The sequence below is a fragment of the Sandarakinorhabdus sp. DWP1-3-1 genome, assembly GCF_049896705.1.
Taxonomy (GTDB): Bacteria; Pseudomonadota; Alphaproteobacteria; order Sphingomonadales; family Sphingomonadaceae; genus Sandarakinorhabdus.
This window is the reverse complement of record NZ_JAFCUV010000001.1, coordinates 771,250-788,503: the sequence shown is the minus strand read 5'-3', so window position 1 is coordinate 788,503 and position 17,254 is coordinate 771,250. Positions and strand designations below refer to the sequence as shown.

Genomic DNA, 17,254 nt, shown 5'->3' with positions numbered 1-17,254 from the left:
AAGGAACACAGGCGTGTCGGCGTTGCGACAGACGGCGATGGATCAGCTGCGGCGTATCGCCATGGGGTCGAGGCCGAGGTCGGTCAGCTTCTTGCGCAACGTGTTGCGATTGATGCCGAGCAGGCGGGCCGCCTTCAGCTGGTTGCCACCGGTCGCGTCGAGGCAGGCGCTGATCAGCGGCCGCTCGACCTCGGCGAGCAGCCGGTCGTAGACACCCTCTGGAGGCAGTTGGTTGCCGAAGCCAGCGAAGTAAACTGCGATATGCGCGGCCGCAGCGCTGCCCAGCCCTTCGCCGTCCACAACAGCCGGCGGCGCGGTCGCAATGACGCCCTGCCCCAGCCCGGCGATGACGGCGGCGGCCGTGATCGTGTCACCGCGCTCCAGGACCGCCAGCCGCCGCATCAGGTTTTCCAGCTCACGGACATTGCCCGGCCAGCTGTGACCGCGCAGCGCATCGATGGCGTGCGTGTCGAGCTGCTTGCGCGGCAGCCCTTCATTGACCGCCATCTCGAGAAAATGCCGCGCCAGCGCCGGCACGTCCTCGCTGCGCGCCCTGAGTGGCGGCAAGGTCAGCGGCACGACGTTGAGACGGTAGTAGAGATCCTCGCGGAAGCGTCCGGCGCGCGTCAGCGCCAGCAAATCCTGGTTGGTCGCCGAGACGATGCGGACGTTGGCGCGCTGGCTGCGATTGCCGCCGACCGAGGTGAATTCGCCGGTCTGCAGCACACGCAACAGGCGCGTCTGCGCTTCCAGCGGCATGTCGCCGATCTCGTCAAGGAACAGCGTGCCGCCCTGGGCCTGCTCGAACTTTCCGGCGGCCCTCGCCTGCGCACCGGTAAAGGCGCCGCGTTCATGGCCAAACAGCTCGCTTTCGATCAGCTCGCGCGGGATTGCCGCCATGTTGAGCGCGATAAACGGGTGATGCGCTCGCGGTCCCATGTCGTGGATCGCGCGTGCGACAAGCTCCTTGCCGGTGCCTGATTCGCCCAGAACGACGACCGTCAGGTCATTGGGCACGACGCGGGCGATCAGGCGATAAACCTCCTGCATCGCCGGTGACCGGCCGATCAGGGGGGTGTCGTCACCGCCGAATTCACCAGTGTCGGTTTCCGCGCGTCCTTCCAGTGCCGCTGCAACCGATCGGATCAATTCATTGAGATCGAAGGGTTTCGGCAGATAGTCGAAGGCGCCCTGCTCGGTCGCCCGAACCGCCGTCGACAGGGTATTCTGCGCGCTCATGACGATGACGCGCAGACCCGGCCGAAGCGCCAGCAGCCGCGGAATCGTATCGAGGCCGTTGGCATCGGGCAGGATGACATCGGTGATCACCACGTCACCGCGGCCTTCCTGGACCAGCTTGACGAGGCCAGCGCCGGTTTCGGTGAGCCGCACCTGGTAGCCGGCACGGGTCAGCGCCTGGCGGACGACGGTGCGGATGGCGGCGTCGTCGTCGGCAACGATGATCGTGGCGGTCAAGCTGGTTCTCCGCTTTCACGCGTCACCGGCAGCAGCACGCGGAATATGGTCTCCTCGGGCTCGCCTGCGCGGTCATATTCGACAACGCCGCCATGCTCGGCGACGATCTTGGCGACCAGCGCCAGCCCCAGCCCCGAACCGCCACGCTTCGTGGTGACGAAGGGCTCAAAGACGTGATCGACCAGGTCGCCGTCGACGCCGGGGCCGTTGTCGATGATCCGCACCTCGAGCGGCAGCGACACCGGCGTTGCCGCCCCGCCGGCACGGACCTTGAGACCCGGCCGGTAGGCCGTGGTGATCCAGATCCGGCCTTTGCGCCCAGAGGCTTCGGCGGCGTTCTTCAGCAGGTTGAGAAAGACCTGGACCAAGGCATCGCGGTTTGCAGCGACCAGCGGCAGCGATGGATCATAGCGTTCGCGAATGACGGCATCGGCGGCAAAGCCCCGCTCCGCAACACGGCGGACATGGCCCAGGATCTCGTGGATATTCTCCGGCCGCAGCTTCATCGGCCGGGTGTCGGTGAAGCTCTCCATGCGATCGACCAGCTTGGCGATGCGATCGACCTCGGCAACGATCAGGTCGGTGAGTTCACGGCCATCGGAATCGATCCCGCTGGCCAGCAACTGCGCGGCGCCGCGAATACCGGACAGCGGGTTTTTGATCTCGTGCGCCAGCATCGCCGCGACGCCGACCGCCGAGCGCGCCGCGCCCTGCTGATGCACCTGGCGGTCGACGAGCGTCGCGACCGATCGCGTCTGGAACGCGACGGTCAGCCACTCGGGCGCCTCACCGACAGGGGAGACGAGCACATCGGCCCTGGCAGTGCGGCCACCACTGAACTGCAGCGGCACGTCATAGGCTGCGCAGCCGCCGCCTTCGCTGCGCGCCCGCGAGACCAGTCCCTCGACGGCGCTGTCGGGACCGAAAGCCGCAGACCAGCCGCGTTCGCGCAACGCCTGCTGGCTGGCGTTGAGGAAATTTTCCGCGGCGAGATTGACCTGGGTCAGTGCGCCGTCGGGGTCGACGAGGATCGCCGGCACAGCCAGGCCGGCCAGCATCTCCGCGGCACCGGCGATCACGCCGCCAGCGCCGTGGTGTCCGTATCGTGCGCGATCAGCGCCGCATAGAAGCGATCGACCATGTCCAACACAGCGACCGGACTGCCCAGCTTGTTGACTTCATTGCGGAACAGGCCGGAATCGTGCAGCCCCTTGGTGTACCAGCCAAGGTGCTTGCGCGCCAGGTTGACGCCTATTACCTCGCCATACAGGTCGAGCATCATCGCATAATGTTCGCGCACGACGGCGTGCTGCTCGGCGAGCGCCGGGTCGGCCGGCACCGGCCGCCCGGTCAGAGCCGCCATCACCTGCGCAATCAACCACGGCTTGCCATAGGCGCCCCGTCCGATCATCACGCCATCGGCGCCCGACTGTTCGAGCGCCATCTCGGCATCGGCGATCGAGCAGATATCGCCATTTGCAATAACAGGAACTTTGACCGCATCCTTGACTTGACGGATGAAAGCCCAGTCGGCCGAACCCGAATAGAGCTGGCAACGCGTACGGCCGTGGACGGTGATCAGCTGGATGCCCAGGTCTTCGGCGACGCGCGCCAGTTCCGGGGCATTGAGGCTGGCATGGTCCCAGCCCATCCGCATCTTCAGCGTGACGGGCACCTTCACCGCCTTGACCGTCGCCTCGATGATGCGGCGCGCCAGGTCGGGCTCACGCATCAGCGCCGAGCCGGCATGACCGTTGACCACCTTTTTCACGGGGCAACCCATGTTGATGTCGATGATCGCGGCGCCCATGCCCTCGTTGAGCTTGGCGGCTTCGGCGATGCGTTCCGGATCGCAGCCGGCAAGCTGCATCGAAACGGGCTCCTCGCTGGCATCCCAGGCGGCCTTTTGCAGCGATTGGCGAGTCTCCCGGATCATTGCCTCGCTAGCAATCATCTCGGTGACCGTCAGCCCGGCGCCGAAGCGCTTGACCAAGGTCCGGAACGGCCGATCGGTGACGCCGGTCATCGGCGCCAGGATGACCGGCATGTCGAGCGTCAGCGGCCCGATCGGGATGGGATGGATGCGCGTCACGAGAAACTGCCCAAAAAACAGGCACGGGCCATATCGGCTTTCCCCCTGTTCGGCAAGCGAAGGGCGCGATAGAGGGCGCAGGTGACCACACACGCCATCATCGTTGCAGCCGGCAAAGGCCATCGTGCCGGCGGCGACATTCCCAAACAGTATCGGACCGTTGACGGCAAGGCGCTGCTGCGCCACGCCATCGAGTGCCTGCAGGCCCACCCTGCCATCGATGGCGTGACGGTTGTCATCAACCCCGATGACCGGACGCTCTACGATTCTGCGCTCACGGGCCTTGCCCTGCCCACGCCCGTGGCTGGCGGCGCGACACGCCAACAGTCGGTGCTGAACGGACTGGAGGCACTCGCCGCGTCGCCGCCCGACATCGTCCTCGTACACGACGCAGCACGGGCCTTCTTGCCTGCAACCGTCATCGACGCGCTTTTCGCCGCCCTTGACGATCCTGCCAACGACGGCGCGGTGCCGGCCTTGCCCGTCGTCGACAGCCTGCGACGGGGTGGCCGCCACTTCGAGACCTCGGTCGATCGGGACGGTCTGTTTCGTGTCCAGACGCCCCAGGCGTTCCGTTTCGCCGCGCTGCTCGCCGCCCATCGCGCTTCCGCACCCGGTGCCACCGACGAGTTGGCGATCGCGATGGCCGCGGGCCTGCGCGTCGCGGTCGCAGCGGGCGACGAACGCGCCTTCAAGGTGACGGAGCCTCAGGATTTTGCCAAAGCTGAAGCCATGATTAGCCCTGCCCTATCCTCTCGCGCCGCGAGCGGCTTCGATGTCCATCGCTTCGGTCCTGGCGACCATGTCTGGCTTTGCGGCGTCCGTATCCCGCACAGCCACGGCCTCATCGGCCACAGCGATGCCGACGCCGGGCTGCATGCCCTCACCGATGCGCTGCTCGGCACGATCGCCGCCGGCGATATCGGCGACCATTTCCCGCCCAGCGATCCGCAATGGCGCGGCGCCGCGTCGGACATCTTCCTCGCCCATGCGGCAGGGCTTGTTCGCGCTGCCGGCGGCAACATTGATCACGCCGACATCACGCTCATCTGCGAACGCCCCAAGATCGGACCTCATCGAGATGCCATGCGAGCGCGCGTGGCCGCCATCCTCGACATCGATGTCGCACGCGTCAGCGTCAAGGCAACCACAACGGAGTTGCTCGGGTTTACGGGCCGCAGCGAAGGCCTTGCCGCCCAGGCGATGGCCAGTGTCCGACTGCCGGCGTAGAGGAGCCCAATGAACCCCGAACTCATCGCCGCCGCAAAGGACGTGATCGATGCAAATCGGGCCCTCGGTCGGACCGTGGCCACGGCCGAAAGCTGCACCGGCGGCCTCGTCGCGGCGGCGCTGACTGAACTGGCCGGGGCATCCGACGTTTTCGATCGCGGCTTTGTCACCTATTCGAACGAAGCCAAGATGGAATCGCTCAGCGTCAGCAGCGACATCCTGGAAACCTTCGGTGCCGTGTCGATCGCCGTCGCCTGGGCGATGGCGCAGGGCGCATTGAAGCATAGCCATGCCGACATCGCCGTCGCCGTTACCGGGGTCGCCGGGCCCGGCGGCGGCAGCGCGAAGAAGCCGGTCGGCACGGTGGTCTTCGCCCGCGCCACCCGCGATGGCGATCCCGATGTCGTTGTCGCCGACATTCGCCAGTTCGGCGACCTCGGCCGCGCCGAAATCCGCCGCCAGGCGGCGCTTGTTGCGCTCAACCTGCTGCTGCCCGAGGCCTGATTGTGGCATGAAGACCGTCCGGCTGATCGGGGTGCCGACCGATCGCAACTCGAGCTTCCTGCGCGGTGCTGCCGGCGCGCCTGCACCGATCCGCGCCCAGCTGTTTTCGTCGCATGGCAACCTCGCTGCCGAAGTCGGCGGCGAACTTGGCGGCAGCATCGGTTTTCACGACGCCGGGGACCTGCCGCTGCTTGAGGACGGCGGCGACGACGCGATCATCACCGCCTCGGTCGTCGCCGCACTCGTCGCCGGCGAAGCGCCGTTGCTGCTGGGCGGCGACCATGCCGTGACCTTTCCGATCGTCCAGGCCATCGCTGCGCATCATGGCCCGGTCAGCATCCTGCACTTCGATGCCCATCCCGATCTCTACGACGATTTCGAGGGTAATCCGCGCAGCCACGCATCGCCCTTTGCGCGGATCATGGAGGCCGGCCTTGCCACCCGCCTGGTCCAGGTCGGCATCCGCACCATGAACGACCATTGCCGTGACCAGGCGGCGCGCTTCGGAGTCGAGGTGCTGCCGATGCGCGGCTTCCGGCCGGACCAGGTCCCGCGCCTGTCGGGCCCGGTCTATATCTCGATCGACCTCGACGGCCTCGATCCGGCGTTCGCGCCAGGAGTCTCACACCACGAACCTGGAGGACTGACGGTGCGGGAGGTGCTCGATGTGCTGGCAGCAGTCGAGGCCCCGGTCGTCGGTGCCGACATCGTCGAGTACAACCCGCTGCGCGATATCAACGACATGACGGCGGTCGTCGCCGCCAAGCTGGTCAAGGAGCTGGCTGCGCTGCTGTCACGTTGAGCGGCGCCGCCGGGGCGGCCGACGGCCCATAGATCGCTGCGGCGCGTGTTTCGAAGGCGCCGACCATCCGCTTGAACGCCTCGCCGAAGAACATGCCGGCGAGGCGCTCGAACATCTTGTTGCGAAATTCGAAATCGACCGAGAAATCGACGTCGCAACCGCCAGGCGCAGCGCGGAAATGCCAGTCGTTCTTCAGGTATTTCAGCGGCCCGTCGATATAGTCAACGTGGAGCTTTGCGGGCCGTTCAAGCAGCACCCGGCTGGTAAATCGCTCCCGCACCATCTTGAAGCCGACGACCATGTCGGCAACGACGGTCTGCCCATCATCGCTGCGAATGCGCATCGCCTGGACCCAGGGCAGGAATTCGGGATAGCGCCGAATGTCGGCGACCAGGTCGAACATCTGCTCGGGCGACCAGGGCAGCCGCCGGGTTTCGGAATGGCGCGGCATCAGGCGCCGGCTTTGGCCCGGCGCTTGGCCTGCATCTCGGCAAAATCGGCGCCGGCGTGATAGGAGGACCGCGTCAGCGGCGACGCAGCGACCTGCAGGAAGCCCTTGGCACGCGCTACTGAAGCATAGGCTGCGAACGTCGCTGGCGGCACGAACTCGACCACCTTGGCATGCCGCGGTGTCGGCTGCAGATACTGGCCGACGGTCAGGAAATCAACGCCGGCGGAGCGCATGTCGTCCCAGACCTGGTGCAATTCCTGCCCGGTCTCGCCAAGGCCGACCATCACGCCCGACTTGGTGAAAACCTGGTCATTGAGCGACTTGACTTGATCGAGCAGGCGCAGCGAGTGATAATAGCGCGCGCCCGGCCGGATCGTCGGGTACAACCGCGGCACGGTTTCGAGGTTGTGATTGTAAACGTCGGGTCCAGCGGCAACGATCATCTCGACCGCGGTCTTCTGCTTGTTGCGAAAATCCGGGGTCAGAATCTCGATCGTCGTCTTCGGGGCATGCTTGCGCAGTTCCTCGATGACCCGAACGAACTGGCGCGCGCCGCCATCGGGCAGGTCATCGCGGTCGACCGAGGTGATGACGATATGCTCCAGCCCCAGCGCGCCGGCAGCCTCTGCGACGTGCGCCGGTTCCAGCAGGTCGACGGGACCCGGCATGCCGGTCTTGACGTTGCAAAAGGCACAGGCGCGCGTGCACGTGTCGCCCAGGATCATCACCGTCGCGTGCTTCTGGCTCCAGCACTCACCGATATTGGGGCACGCCGCTTCCTCGCAGACAGTATTGAGGTTCAACCGCCGCATCAGCGCCCGGGTCTCGGCAAAGGCCGGCGACGTCGGCGCGCGAACCCGCAGCCAATCGGGCTTGCGGGCGCGGAGCTGGGCAGCGGGGTTCTCGATCATGCCCCGGAGATAGCGACAACGGCCGCGATATCCAAGTGCGTGCATCGCGCCGCGCGTCATCTTGCCAAGGTTGCCGGGGCTGCGTAACCCTTCGCGCGGCGATTGGCCGATGGGGACGATGTTCAGATGGCCGGCTTCGACGACCTGATTGCCGGATACCGCCGCTTTCGGGGCGGCGCCTATGTCGAGCAGCGCCAGCGTTATGATGCCCTCGCCGCGGCCGGGCAGAAGCCGCGGGTGATGATCATCGCCTGTTCCGACAGCCGCGTTGATCCAAGCCGCGTGTTCGACAGCGGCCCTGGCGAAGTCTTCGTCGTTCGCAACGTCGCCAATCTCGTCCCGCCCTATGAGACCGACCGCGGCTATCACAGCGCCTCGGCCGCCATCGAGTTCGCCGTCACCCAGCTTGAAGTCGAGGAGCTTGTCGTGCTCGGTCATGCCCAGTGCGGCGGCATCACCGCCTCGTTGACCGGCAAATTCGACGGGGCGGAACATGGCGCGGGCGCCTTCATCGACCACTGGATGGACATGATCGAGCCTGCCCGCGACGCCGCGCTGAAGGCGGCTGCAGCGCATCCCGATGTCGACGCCCAGGAAGTTCTGGAGCTCGCCGCCATTCGGCTCAGCCTCGCCAACCTCCGCAGCTTCCCGTTTGTAGCGGCACGCGAAGCCGCCGGCACGCTGACCCTGCGCGGCGCTCATTTCGGCATTGCCGACGGTGCACTGCGGGTCCTCGATCCGGCGACCGACCGCTTCGTGCCGGTTTCGACCGGCCTGTCGCACTGAAGCGCTATTTCGCCGGCACGTCCCACAGGCGACCGCGCGGATCACGCGCGCCGGCGCGCTGCTCGACCCAGTTCTTGTGGCGCTTGAAGCCGCAGCCCGAGCCGCCTGCCGCGCCGGCCGTCGAGCAACTGTGCATGCCGCCCGCGTCGTAATCGAACAGCGCGTTGCGCTCGCGCGACACGCTGGTGGTGGCGGGGTCGTCCGCGTCGCGCTCGACCGGCAGCGGCAGCCGATATGGCGACTTGGGTGGGTCCGGGTTTGCGCAGACGACGATCTCCCCCGGCTGCGCCTTGGGGCACAAGGCGCTGAGCGACGGTGGCACCAGCGGCAGCCCCTGCAGCAACAGCAGGGACATTGCCGCGATCAGAAATGCAGCGCCCGGCCATAGGCCCCGAGGACGCTCTCGTGCATCATCTCGGACAGCGTCGGGTGGGCAAACACCGTCTCCATCAGCTCGGCTTCGGTGGTTTCGAGCTGACGGGCGATGACATAGCCCTGGATCAGCTCGGTGACTTCGGCGCCGACCATATGGGCGCCGAGCAATTCGCCGGTGGCGGCGTCGAACACCGTCTTCACAAAACCTTCGGCCTCGCCCAGCGCGATCGCCTTGCCATTGCCGATGAACGGGAATTTGCCGACCTTGACGTCATGCCCCGCCGCCTTCGCCTTCGACTCGGTCAGGCCGACGCTGGCGACCTGTGGACGCGAATAGGTGCAGCCCGGGATATTCCAGATTTCGAACGCATGCGGGTTCAGGCCGGCAATGTTTTCGACGCAGACAATGCCTTCATGGCTGGCCTTGTGTGCCAGCCAGGGCGGACCGGTCACGTCGCCGATGGCGTGCAGGCCCGGCACGTTGGTGCGACCATAGCCGTCGACGGCGATGTGCCCGCGCTCGGTCACAACGCCGAGCGCCTCCAGGCCGATATTCTCGGTATTCGGCACGATGCCGATGGCTACGAAGACATGGGAGAATGTCGCGACGGTCGCCTCGCCGTCGGGGGTGGTGATCGTCGCCTTCACCTCGGCAGCCGATGTCGTCACATCGCTGAGCTTGGTCCCCGACAGGATGCGCATGCCCTGCCTTGTCAGCGTCTTGGCCATGAAGGCGGAAATTTCCTCGTCCTCCACCGGCAGGACGCGGTCGAGCATCTCGACGACGGTAACGTCGGCGCCCATGTCGTTGTAGAAGCTGGCGAACTCCACCCCGATGGCGCCCGATCCGATGACCAGCAATTTCGTCGGCATTTCCGGCGGCACCATCGCGTGGCGATAGGTCCAGATCCGCAGGCCATCGGCCGCCAGGCCGGGCAGGTCCCGCGCCCGGGCACCGGTGGCGACGATGACGTTCTTGCCAGCCAGCACCCGATCGCCGGCGCCGGTCTTGACGGTCACCTCGGTCGCTCCGGTCAAACGCCCCTCGCCTTCGACGACCGTGACCTTGTTCTTCTTCATCAGCGACTTTACGCCGGCATTCAGCTGCCCGGCCACCTTGCGACTGCGCTCGGTGATCCTTGCGAGGTCGAAAGACACGCCGGTCGCCGACAGGCCATAGGCCTCGGCATTCTGCATGTAGTGATAGATTTCCGACGTGCGCAACAGCGCCTTGGTCGGAATGCACCCCCAGTTGAGGCAGATTCCACCCAGGCGTTCGCGCTCGACGATGGCCACGGACAGGCCAAGCTGCGCGGCGCGGATGGCGGCGACATAACCGCCTGGGCCGGACCCGAGGATGACGAGATCGAAGGAGTCAGACATTATCCAGCTTCCGTTCCAGCTTTTTGCCGCGGCCCTTCCGGCAGCACAGCCAGCGATACCGCGGCACCCGGGATGACGCCCAAGATCAGCGCCATCCACAGGTTCGAAGTGAAGGCCGCCATCAACGTCGTCCCAAGGATACCCCCAAGCCCAGCGACTGCGGCCGGATGCAATACAGCGCCTAGGCGACGCGCGAACAGCCTCATCGCAATGGAGAATGCGCCCACGATGAGAATCGGGATGAGTACGATTGCCAAGACGATGCCGAAGAAGCCCGCGGCGCCAGTGGCATTCCCATCGCGCAACATGCCACCGGCAAATATGCCCCAAGCTGGCAAGGTCACACCCAGAAGCACCACCGCGATGATGATCAGATGCCTGATCGATCGCCAGGTCGCGGACTGATCGACCGGTATCACGCCACCAATCCCAGCGGGCTCTCGATCAGCGCCTTGAACGCGCTCATCAGCTCCGCCCCGTCGGCGCCATCGATCGCCCGATGGTCGAAACTGCCCGTCACCGTCATGATCGTGGCGATCGCCAGCGCGTCTTCGGTCACGAACGGCCGCTTCTCGCCGGCGCCGACCGCCAGGATCATGCCCTGCGGCGGGTTGATGACCGCGTCGAACTGCTTGATGCCATACATGCCGAGGTTGCTCACGCTGGCAGTGCCGCCCTGATATTCATGCGGCTGCAGCTTCCCGTCGCGCGCCTTGGCCGCCAGCGCCTGCATCTCGGTGGCGATCACCGACATCGGCTTCAGGTCCGCCCCGACGATGATCGGCGTGATCAGGCCCGAAGGCGCCGCCACCGCGACCGAGATGTCGGCACGCTGGTAGCTGACGAGCGTTTCACCCGCGAACGACACATTGGCCTTGGGCACCTGGCGCAATGCCAGCGCCAGCGCCTTGATGACCATGTCGTTGACGCTCAACTTGATCTTGCGCGGCTCCAGGGCATTGTTGAGTTCCCCGCGTAGCTTGAGCAGTGCATCGATGCGCACATCGCTGGTCAGGTAGAAATGCGGCACCGTCTGCTTGGCTTCGGTCAGGCGGCGCGCAATGACCTTGCGGACGTTGCCGAGCTTTTCCGATGTCTGCGGAATATCGGCAAACCCGGGCGCAGGGGCTGCCGGCTTCGGCGCCGGCGGTGCTGCGGCGGCTGGGGCCGGGGCCGGCGCGCTTGCAGCAACAAGCGCCGGGGCGGCCGGCTTGCCCGACGCCGCGTCGACATCGGCCCGCACGATGCGACCGTTCGGCCCGGACCCGCTCACGCCCGCCAGGTCCACGCCCTGCGCCTCGGCAAGCCGCCGGGCGAGCGGTGACGCATTCACACGCCCCTCCTTCTCCACTCCCTGCATGGGAGCGGCAGGGGGCGGGTTCTCCGCGACAGGCGCCGGCTTCGGCGCTTCGGCTGCGGGGCTGGGCGCTTCGGGTGCCTCGACCTTCTCGGCCGGCGGCACCTCGGCGGCCGGCTTCGGCGACGGCGCCGCCGCCTCCCCCTCACCGCTCAACCGCATGATCACCTGCCCGACCGGTACACCCTCCGTGCCGGCGGCAACGACCAACTCTGCCACCGTCCCCTCGTCGATGCTCTCGACCTCCATCGTCGCCTTGTCGGTTTCGATCTCGGCGAGCACGTCACCCGACGTCACGGTATCGCCGACCTTGACGAGCCATTTCGACAGCGTGCCGGTCTCCATCGTGGGAGACAGCGCTGGCATGGTGATATCGATGGGCATCGTTACTCCAGTCTCGGCCTTGGACCGGTCAAACCCGGGCTTTGTATTCGCGTTCGAAAGCGCTGACGACGCCGACAGCCCAGGCATAGTGCCCGGTCCAGTCGGCAGCTTCCGACATATAGCCGCCAGGGCGCGACGCGCGTATCACCGACCGGCTGCGAGCCGGGTCCGGATTGTCCCAGTCCAGCACTTCGCCGACCGCACCCTGAAAAGCATCCCGGTCGGCGTGCAGCTTGTTCAAAATCGACCGGTCCTGGTCCAGATCGTTGTTGAGATTGACCCTGAGGCTATCGCTGATGACGCTGACCCCGATGTGCGAGGCCTCGCCGATGGCTGGAAAGCGGATCGAATTGTTCGTCCCCTTCGGCTCGCTGGGGCTCAGCCCCGCCTCCGACGCGAAAGCGTGGAAGCCGTCCAGGAACTGGCGGCAGCGGGGATTTGTCGTCATTTGTAACAAACCTTCTTCGCCGCGCTGACGACATCCTCGACCTTGAGCAACGCCAGCTTCTCGAGGTTCGCCGCATAGGGCAGCGGCACGTCGACATTGGTCACCCGCAACACCGGCGCGTCGAGATCATCGAACCCCTGCTCCATCGCGACCGCGATGATCTCGCTGGAGATCGAACAGGTCGGCCAGCCTTCCTCCACCACGACCATGCGGTTGGTCTTCTTCAGCGACGCCAGCACCGTCGCCGTGTCGAGCGGCCGCAGCGTCCTGAGGTCGATGACCTCGGCGTCGATGCCCTGCTCGGCCAGCTGCGTCGCCGCATCGAGGGCCACGCCGACGCCGATCGAATAGCTGACCAGCGTCAAGTCCTTGCCCTCACGCACCACGCGCGCCTTGCCGATCGGGACAACGACATCGCCCTCGGGCACGTCGAAGCTCTGGCCGTAAAGCAGCTCGTTCTCGAGGAATACCACCGGATCAGGACAGCGGATCGCTGCCTTCAACAGTCCCTTGGCGTCGGCGGCGCTGTATGGCGCGATAACGATCAACCCCGGCACGCTGGCATACCAGGGTCCGTAATTCTGGCTGTGCTGCGCCGCCACCCGCGAGGCGGCGCCGTTGGGCCCGCGGAACACGATCGGGCAGCGCATCTGGCCGCCCGACATGTAATTGGTCTTTGCCGCCGAATTAATGATGTGATCGATCGCCTGCATGGCGAAATTGAAGGTCATGAACTCGATGATCGGCCGCAACCCGCCCATCGCGGCGCCGGTACCAAGCCCGGTAAAGCCATATTCGGTAATCGGCGTATCGACGACCCGCTGCGCCCCGAACTCCTCGAGCAACCCTTGCGTGACCTTGTAGGCGCCCTGGTACTCGGCGACCTCCTCGCCCATCACGAAGACCTCGGGCGTCGTCCGCATTTCCTCGGCCATCGCATCGCGCAGCGCCTCGCGGACGGTCTGACGCTTCGTCGGGCCGTCGGCGGCACCGGTGTCGGGCACACCCTCGTCGGGCACGAGCGGGCTGACCTTGGGCGGCGCCTTGGGGTCGGCGCTCGGCGGCGCAGCGGCCGTTACAGCCTGCGCCTGTTCCGGCGATGCGCCCGGCTCGAGCGCGGCCCCAGCCTCTTCGTCAACAGCCTCTTCGCCGACCGCCTTCCTGGCTTCCGCCTTCGGCGCCGGCGGCGCAGCCTCTTCATCCTCTCCGGCAATCGTCGCGATCAGCGTGCCCACCTTCACGCCCTCGCTGCCGGCGGCGACATGCAGTTTCTGCACCACGCCGCCGTCATCGGCCTCCAGTTCCATCGTCGCCTTGTCGGTCTCGATCTCGGCGAGCACATCGCCCGGCTTGACGGTGTCGCCCTCGGCCACCAGCCATTTGGCCAGCGTGCCTTCCTCCATGGTCGGCGACATGGCCGGCAGCTTGATCTCGGCCATCAGTAGGTTCCCACCAGCACATCGGTGTAAAGTTCGGACGCCTCGGGCTCCGGCGAGGATTCGGCAAAATCGGCGGCGGCGGTGACGATGTCGCGCACCTCCTTGTCGATCGCCTTCAACGCCACCTCATCGGCAAAGCCGGCCTCGATGATCTCGCGCTTGGCCTGTTCGATCGGGTCGCTCTTCTCGCGCATCGCCTGGACTTCCTCGCGGCTGCGGTACTTGGCCGGGTCCGACATCGAATGGCCGCGGTAGCGGTAAGTCTTCAGTTCGAGCAGCAATGGCCCCTTGCCGGCGCGCACCCATTCGACTGCGGTCTGCGCCGCGCCGCGCACGGCCAGCACGTCCATGCCGTCGACCTGCAGCCCCGGCACCCGGAAGCTCTCGCCGCGCCGATACAGCAGGTCTTCGGCCGAAGAACGATTGACGCTGGTGCCCATGGCGTACTGGTTGTTCTCGATGACGAAGATCACCGGCAGCTTCCATAGCTCGGCCATGTTGAAGCTCTCGTAAACCTGGCCCTGGTTCGATGCGCCGTCGCCGAAATAGGTAACCGCGATGCCGCCATCTCCGCGATATTTGTGGGCAAAGGCGAGGCCGGTGCCGAGCGGCACCTGCGCCGCGACGATGCCATGGCCGCCGTAAAAGCCATGTTCGACGCTGAACATGTGCATCGATCCGCCCTTGCCCTTGGAAATGCCGGCCTGGCGCCCGGTCAGTTCCGCCATCACGGCATTGGCAGGAATGCCGGCGGCAAGCATATGGCCATGGTCGCGATAGCCGGTGATAACCGAATCGGTTTTGTCGAGCGCGGCCTGGATGCCGACGACGACAGCCTCCTGCCCGATATACAGGTGACAGAAACCGCCGATCATCCCCATGCCGTACAGCTGCCCGGCACGCTCCTCGAAGCGGCGGATCAGCAGCATGTCGCGGTAGAAGCCGAGCAGCTCGTCCCTGGTCGGCTTGTGCCGGACCGGTTCGTCGGGCCGCGGCCAATTATGCTCGGGAACTGGGTTGGAAGCGGTGGCGGCCATTTTCGTTACGGTCCGAGCCATGAAACACGCCTTTCCGGTGAAGCATCCCCGCTATAGGAGCCTCCCCCCGTCCGCTTCAACCCCGCATGGGGTTATTTGGTATCGAGCGGCACCACGACTTCGTCGGGCTTCACCACGTTGAGGTTGCGGCGAACGAGCTCGTCGGCGAGATCGGGATCGACCCGCCGCGGATCGAGCAGCCGGACCTTGCGATCGAGCGCCGCCTTGGCCTCGGCACTAGCCGCGGCCTGCTGCTGCAACTGGTTGCGCTCCGTCTTGTAGCCCTTCCACGCGATGACCCCTGTCGGCCCTGAAATGGCGTGGCTGACGAAATAGCCGATCAGCAGGATGCAAACCGCCGGCAGCGCCGCGGCGCGCAGGTAACGGGCGAGGACAGCACGCGATTCCATCGTCGATTGCGATACCGTTTCGCAGCGAGGGACGCAACGTCTCCCCACCCCGGCCAAGGGAGCGGAGAAGGCTGGCCTCGCGTGGCGACCCTGCTATGACCGTCGCAAACACTGTCTCTGGGGAGAGTCGCCATGACCGCCATCAACACCGTCGTCGACCTGCGCAAGGATGGCGATATCGCCGTCGTCACGATTGATTCGCCCCCCGTGAACGCTCTCAGCGCCGATGTCCGCGATGGCCTCGCCGGCGCCTTTGCCGCCATCGCCGGTGATGCCGCCGTCAAGGGGGTCGTGCTGGTCTGTGCCGGCCGCACTTTCATCGCCGGCGCGGACATCTCCGAATTCGGCAAGCCGCCGCGCGGTGCCTCGCTGCACGCCGTTCAGGATGCCATGGAGGGTGCCCCCGTCCCCGTCATCGCCGCCATCCACGGCACGGCCCTGGGCGGTGGCCTGGAGGTCGCGCTGTGCGCCCATTACCGCGTCAGCGATGCCAAGGCGAAGTTCGGGCTGCCCGAGGTTAAGCTGGGGCTGCTGCCCGGCGCCGGCGGCACCCAGCGGCTGCCGCGCATCGTCGGCGCCAAAAAGGCCGTCGAGATGACCACAAGCGGCGCACAGATGAATGCCCGCGACGCGCTCGCAGCCGGGTTGGTCGATGAGGTCGTGGACGGCGACCTGACCACCGGCGCTGTCGCCTTTGCCCGCAAGGTCGTCGCCGAAGGCCGGCCGCTCAAGAAAGTCCGCGACGACAACAGCAAATTGGGCGGCGATGCCGCCTCGCTGGCGCCGATGTTCGCCGACTTCCGCAAGGCCAATGCCCGCGCCTTCAACGGCTTCGAGGCCCCCGAGGCGAATATCAAGTGCATCGAGGCTGCGGTCGCCCTGCCCTTCGAGGAGGGCATGCGCGTCGAACGCAGCGAGTTCATGAAGTTGATGGGCGGGCTGCAGTCCGCCGCCCAGCGCCATGTCTTTTTCGCCGAGCGCCAGGCCGCCAAGATCGACGGGCTCGACCCCAAGGCCGAGCTGCTGCCGGTCAGATCGGTCGGCATCATCGGCGCCGGTACCATGGGCGGCGGCATCGCCATGAATTTCCTGTCGGTCGGCATCCCCGTCACCATCGTCGAGACGAAGCAGGAGGCGCTCGACCGCGGCGTCGCCGTGATCCGCCGCAACTACGAGAACAGCGCCAGGAAGGGCCGGTTCAGCTCGGAGGAGGTCGAGGCGCGCATGGGCCGGTTGACCCCGACGCTGGCGCTGGAAGACCTTGGGCAAGCCGACCTGATCATCGAAGCGGTGTTCGAGAACATGGACATCAAGAAGCAGATCTTCGGCCGGCTCGACGCCATCGCCAAGCCCGGCGCCATTCTCGCGTCGAACACCAGCTATCTGAACGTCGACGAGATTGCCGCCAGCACGCAGCGGCCCGAGAGCGTCCTCGGCATGCACTTCTTCTCGCCGGCCAACGTCATGCGGCTGCTGGAGGTCGTGCGCGGCGCCAAGACCGCGCCGCAGGTGCTCGCCACCGCCATGGCCATCGGCAAGCAGATCGGCAAGATCGGCGTCGTCTCCGGCGTCTGCCACGGCTTCATCGGCAACCGCATGCTCGGCAAGCGCCAGGAACAGGCCAACAAGCTGATCCTGGAGGGTGCCCGACCGTCCGATGTCGATCGGGTGCTGACCGATTTCGGCTTTCCGATGGGCCCGTTCCAGATGGCCGACCTTGCCGGGCTCGACATCGGCTGGTCGACGGAAACGTCGAAGGGCGAAACCGTCCGCGACCGGCTGTGCGAGGCCGGGCTGCGCGGGCAGAAGAACAGCCACGGTTTCTACGACTATGACGAGAACCGCAATCGCACCCCCTCGCCGGTCGCCGAGAAGATCATCGACGACTATGCCGCTGAAAAGGGCATCAATCGCCGCCAGATCGACGACCAGGAAATCCTCGAGCGCTGCCTCTATCCGATGGTCAACGAAGGCGCCAAGATCCTCGACGAGGGCATGGCCCAGCGCGCCAGCGACATCGATATCGTCTGGATCAACGGCTATGGCTGGCCGGTCTATCGCGGCGGCCCGATGTTCTGGGCCGAACACGACGCCGGTCGCGAGACCATCGCCGCGGCGCTGGAGCGGATGGGCATGGACGTATCGCCCCGCCTGAAGGCCGGCTGGTAA

General features: G+C 66.2%; 18 protein-coding genes. 5 read left to right on the top strand and 13 right to left on the bottom strand.

What is annotated here, in order from left to right; genetic code table 11:
* Positions 1–42: 42 nt before the first annotated feature.
* The 3 genes from ntrC to dusB are packed head-to-tail and all read right to left on the bottom strand — an operon-like array spanning position 43 to position 3,568.
* Complete coding sequence (gene ntrC / locus ACP7AI_RS03690; RefSeq protein ID WP_426164198.1) at positions 43–1,476, bottom strand: nitrogen regulation protein NR(I); 1,434 nt, start codon at positions 1,474–1,476, stop codon at positions 43–45.
* The gene (locus tag ACP7AI_RS03685; RefSeq protein ID WP_426164196.1) at positions 1,473–2,555 is read right to left on the bottom strand and encodes a two-component system sensor histidine kinase NtrB; all 1,083 of its coding nucleotides are present in this window, start codon (positions 2,553–2,555) and stop codon (positions 1,473–1,475) included. Before ACP7AI_RS03685 ends, ntrC begins: the two co-directional genes overlap by 4 nt.
* Positions 2,552–3,568, bottom strand: a complete 1,017-nt coding sequence (gene dusB / locus ACP7AI_RS03680) for a tRNA dihydrouridine synthase DusB (protein WP_426164194.1) — start codon at positions 3,566–3,568, stop codon at positions 2,552–2,554. The genes ACP7AI_RS03685 and dusB overlap by 4 nt, the downstream gene beginning before the upstream one ends.
* A gap of 81 nt (positions 3,569–3,649) precedes the next feature.
* Here dusB and ACP7AI_RS03675 point away from each other — a divergent pair, with 81 nt between their 5' ends.
* Genes ACP7AI_RS03675 through speB form a run of 3 tightly spaced genes read left to right on the top strand, consistent with a single transcriptional unit; the run spans position 3,650 to position 6,104 of the window.
* Positions 3,650–4,798 (top strand): bifunctional 2-C-methyl-D-erythritol 4-phosphate cytidylyltransferase/2-C-methyl-D-erythritol 2,4-cyclodiphosphate synthase, encoded by a 1,149-nt coding sequence (locus ACP7AI_RS03675; protein ID WP_426164192.1) that lies wholly within the window; start codon positions 3,650–3,652, stop codon positions 4,796–4,798.
* Positions 4,799–4,807: 9 nt separating this feature from the next.
* Positions 4,808–5,302 (top strand): CinA family protein, encoded by a 495-nt coding sequence (locus ACP7AI_RS03670; RefSeq protein WP_426164190.1) that lies wholly within the window; start codon positions 4,808–4,810, stop codon positions 5,300–5,302.
* 7 nt (positions 5,303–5,309) lie between these two features.
* The gene (gene speB, locus ACP7AI_RS03665; protein ID WP_426164188.1) at positions 5,310–6,104 is read left to right on the top strand and encodes an agmatinase; all 795 of its coding nucleotides are present in this window, start codon (positions 5,310–5,312) and stop codon (positions 6,102–6,104) included.
* On the opposite strand, the gene ACP7AI_RS03660 is transcribed toward speB, so the two are convergent.
* Both ACP7AI_RS03660 and lipA read right to left on the bottom strand, forming a co-directional pair.
* Positions 6,073–6,555: a type II toxin-antitoxin system RatA family toxin gene (locus tag ACP7AI_RS03660; RefSeq protein WP_426164186.1), complete on the bottom strand. Its 483-nt coding sequence runs from the start codon at positions 6,553–6,555 to the stop codon at positions 6,073–6,075. The genes speB and ACP7AI_RS03660 overlap by 32 nt on opposite strands.
* Positions 6,555–7,466: a lipoyl synthase gene (lipA, locus tag ACP7AI_RS03655; RefSeq protein WP_426164184.1), complete on the bottom strand. Its 912-nt coding sequence runs from the start codon at positions 7,464–7,466 to the stop codon at positions 6,555–6,557. Before lipA ends, ACP7AI_RS03660 begins: the two co-directional genes overlap by 1 nt.
* 126 nt (positions 7,467–7,592) lie before the next feature.
* Between lipA and ACP7AI_RS03650 the strand changes: the two genes are divergently transcribed.
* Positions 7,593–8,252, top strand: a complete 660-nt coding sequence (locus ACP7AI_RS03650; RefSeq protein WP_426164182.1) for a carbonic anhydrase — start codon at positions 7,593–7,595, stop codon at positions 8,250–8,252.
* 4 nt (positions 8,253–8,256) lie between these two features.
* Here the strand turns inward: ACP7AI_RS03650 and ACP7AI_RS03645 are convergent, their stop codons facing one another.
* The 8 genes from ACP7AI_RS03645 to ACP7AI_RS03610 form a co-directional block, all read right to left on the bottom strand.
* A complete protein-coding gene (locus tag ACP7AI_RS03645; protein WP_426164180.1) occupies positions 8,257–8,607 on the bottom strand; it encodes a hypothetical protein in 351 nt (116 codons plus the stop codon).
* Positions 8,608–8,615: 8 nt separating this feature from the next.
* A complete protein-coding gene (gene lpdA, locus ACP7AI_RS03640; protein ID WP_426164178.1) occupies positions 8,616–10,010 on the bottom strand; it encodes a dihydrolipoyl dehydrogenase in 1,395 nt (464 codons plus the stop codon).
* Positions 10,010–10,429 carry a hypothetical protein gene (locus ACP7AI_RS03635; protein ID WP_426164176.1) on the bottom strand — a complete coding sequence of 140 codons (420 nt, stop codon included), beginning with the start codon at positions 10,427–10,429 and terminating at the stop codon, positions 10,010–10,012. Before ACP7AI_RS03635 ends, lpdA begins: the two co-directional genes overlap by 1 nt.
* The gene (locus ACP7AI_RS03630; protein ID WP_426164174.1) at positions 10,426–11,751 is read right to left on the bottom strand and encodes a pyruvate dehydrogenase complex dihydrolipoamide acetyltransferase; all 1,326 of its coding nucleotides are present in this window, start codon (positions 11,749–11,751) and stop codon (positions 10,426–10,428) included. Before ACP7AI_RS03630 ends, ACP7AI_RS03635 begins: the two co-directional genes overlap by 4 nt.
* A 28-nt stretch (positions 11,752–11,779) precedes the next feature.
* On the bottom strand, positions 11,780–12,199 hold the full coding sequence (locus ACP7AI_RS03625; RefSeq protein ID WP_426164172.1) for a hypothetical protein: 420 nt from the start codon (positions 12,197–12,199) through the stop codon (positions 11,780–11,782).
* On the bottom strand, positions 12,196–13,641 hold the full coding sequence (locus tag ACP7AI_RS03620; RefSeq protein WP_426166546.1) for a pyruvate dehydrogenase complex E1 component subunit beta: 1,446 nt from the start codon (positions 13,639–13,641) through the stop codon (positions 12,196–12,198). Before ACP7AI_RS03620 ends, ACP7AI_RS03625 begins: the two co-directional genes overlap by 4 nt.
* Entirely contained in the window at positions 13,638–14,696 is a 1,059-nt protein-coding gene (pdhA, locus tag ACP7AI_RS03615) for a pyruvate dehydrogenase (acetyl-transferring) E1 component subunit alpha (protein WP_426164170.1), read from the bottom strand. Before pdhA ends, ACP7AI_RS03620 begins: the two co-directional genes overlap by 4 nt.
* Positions 14,697–14,767: 71 nt before the next feature.
* On the bottom strand, positions 14,768–15,085 hold the full coding sequence (locus ACP7AI_RS03610; RefSeq protein ID WP_426164168.1) for an FtsB family cell division protein: 318 nt from the start codon (positions 15,083–15,085) through the stop codon (positions 14,768–14,770).
* 132 nt (positions 15,086–15,217) lie between these two features.
* Between ACP7AI_RS03610 and ACP7AI_RS03605 the strand changes: the two genes are divergently transcribed.
* Positions 15,218–17,254, top strand: a complete 2,037-nt coding sequence (locus ACP7AI_RS03605) for a 3-hydroxyacyl-CoA dehydrogenase NAD-binding domain-containing protein (RefSeq protein WP_426164166.1) — start codon at positions 15,218–15,220, stop codon at positions 17,252–17,254.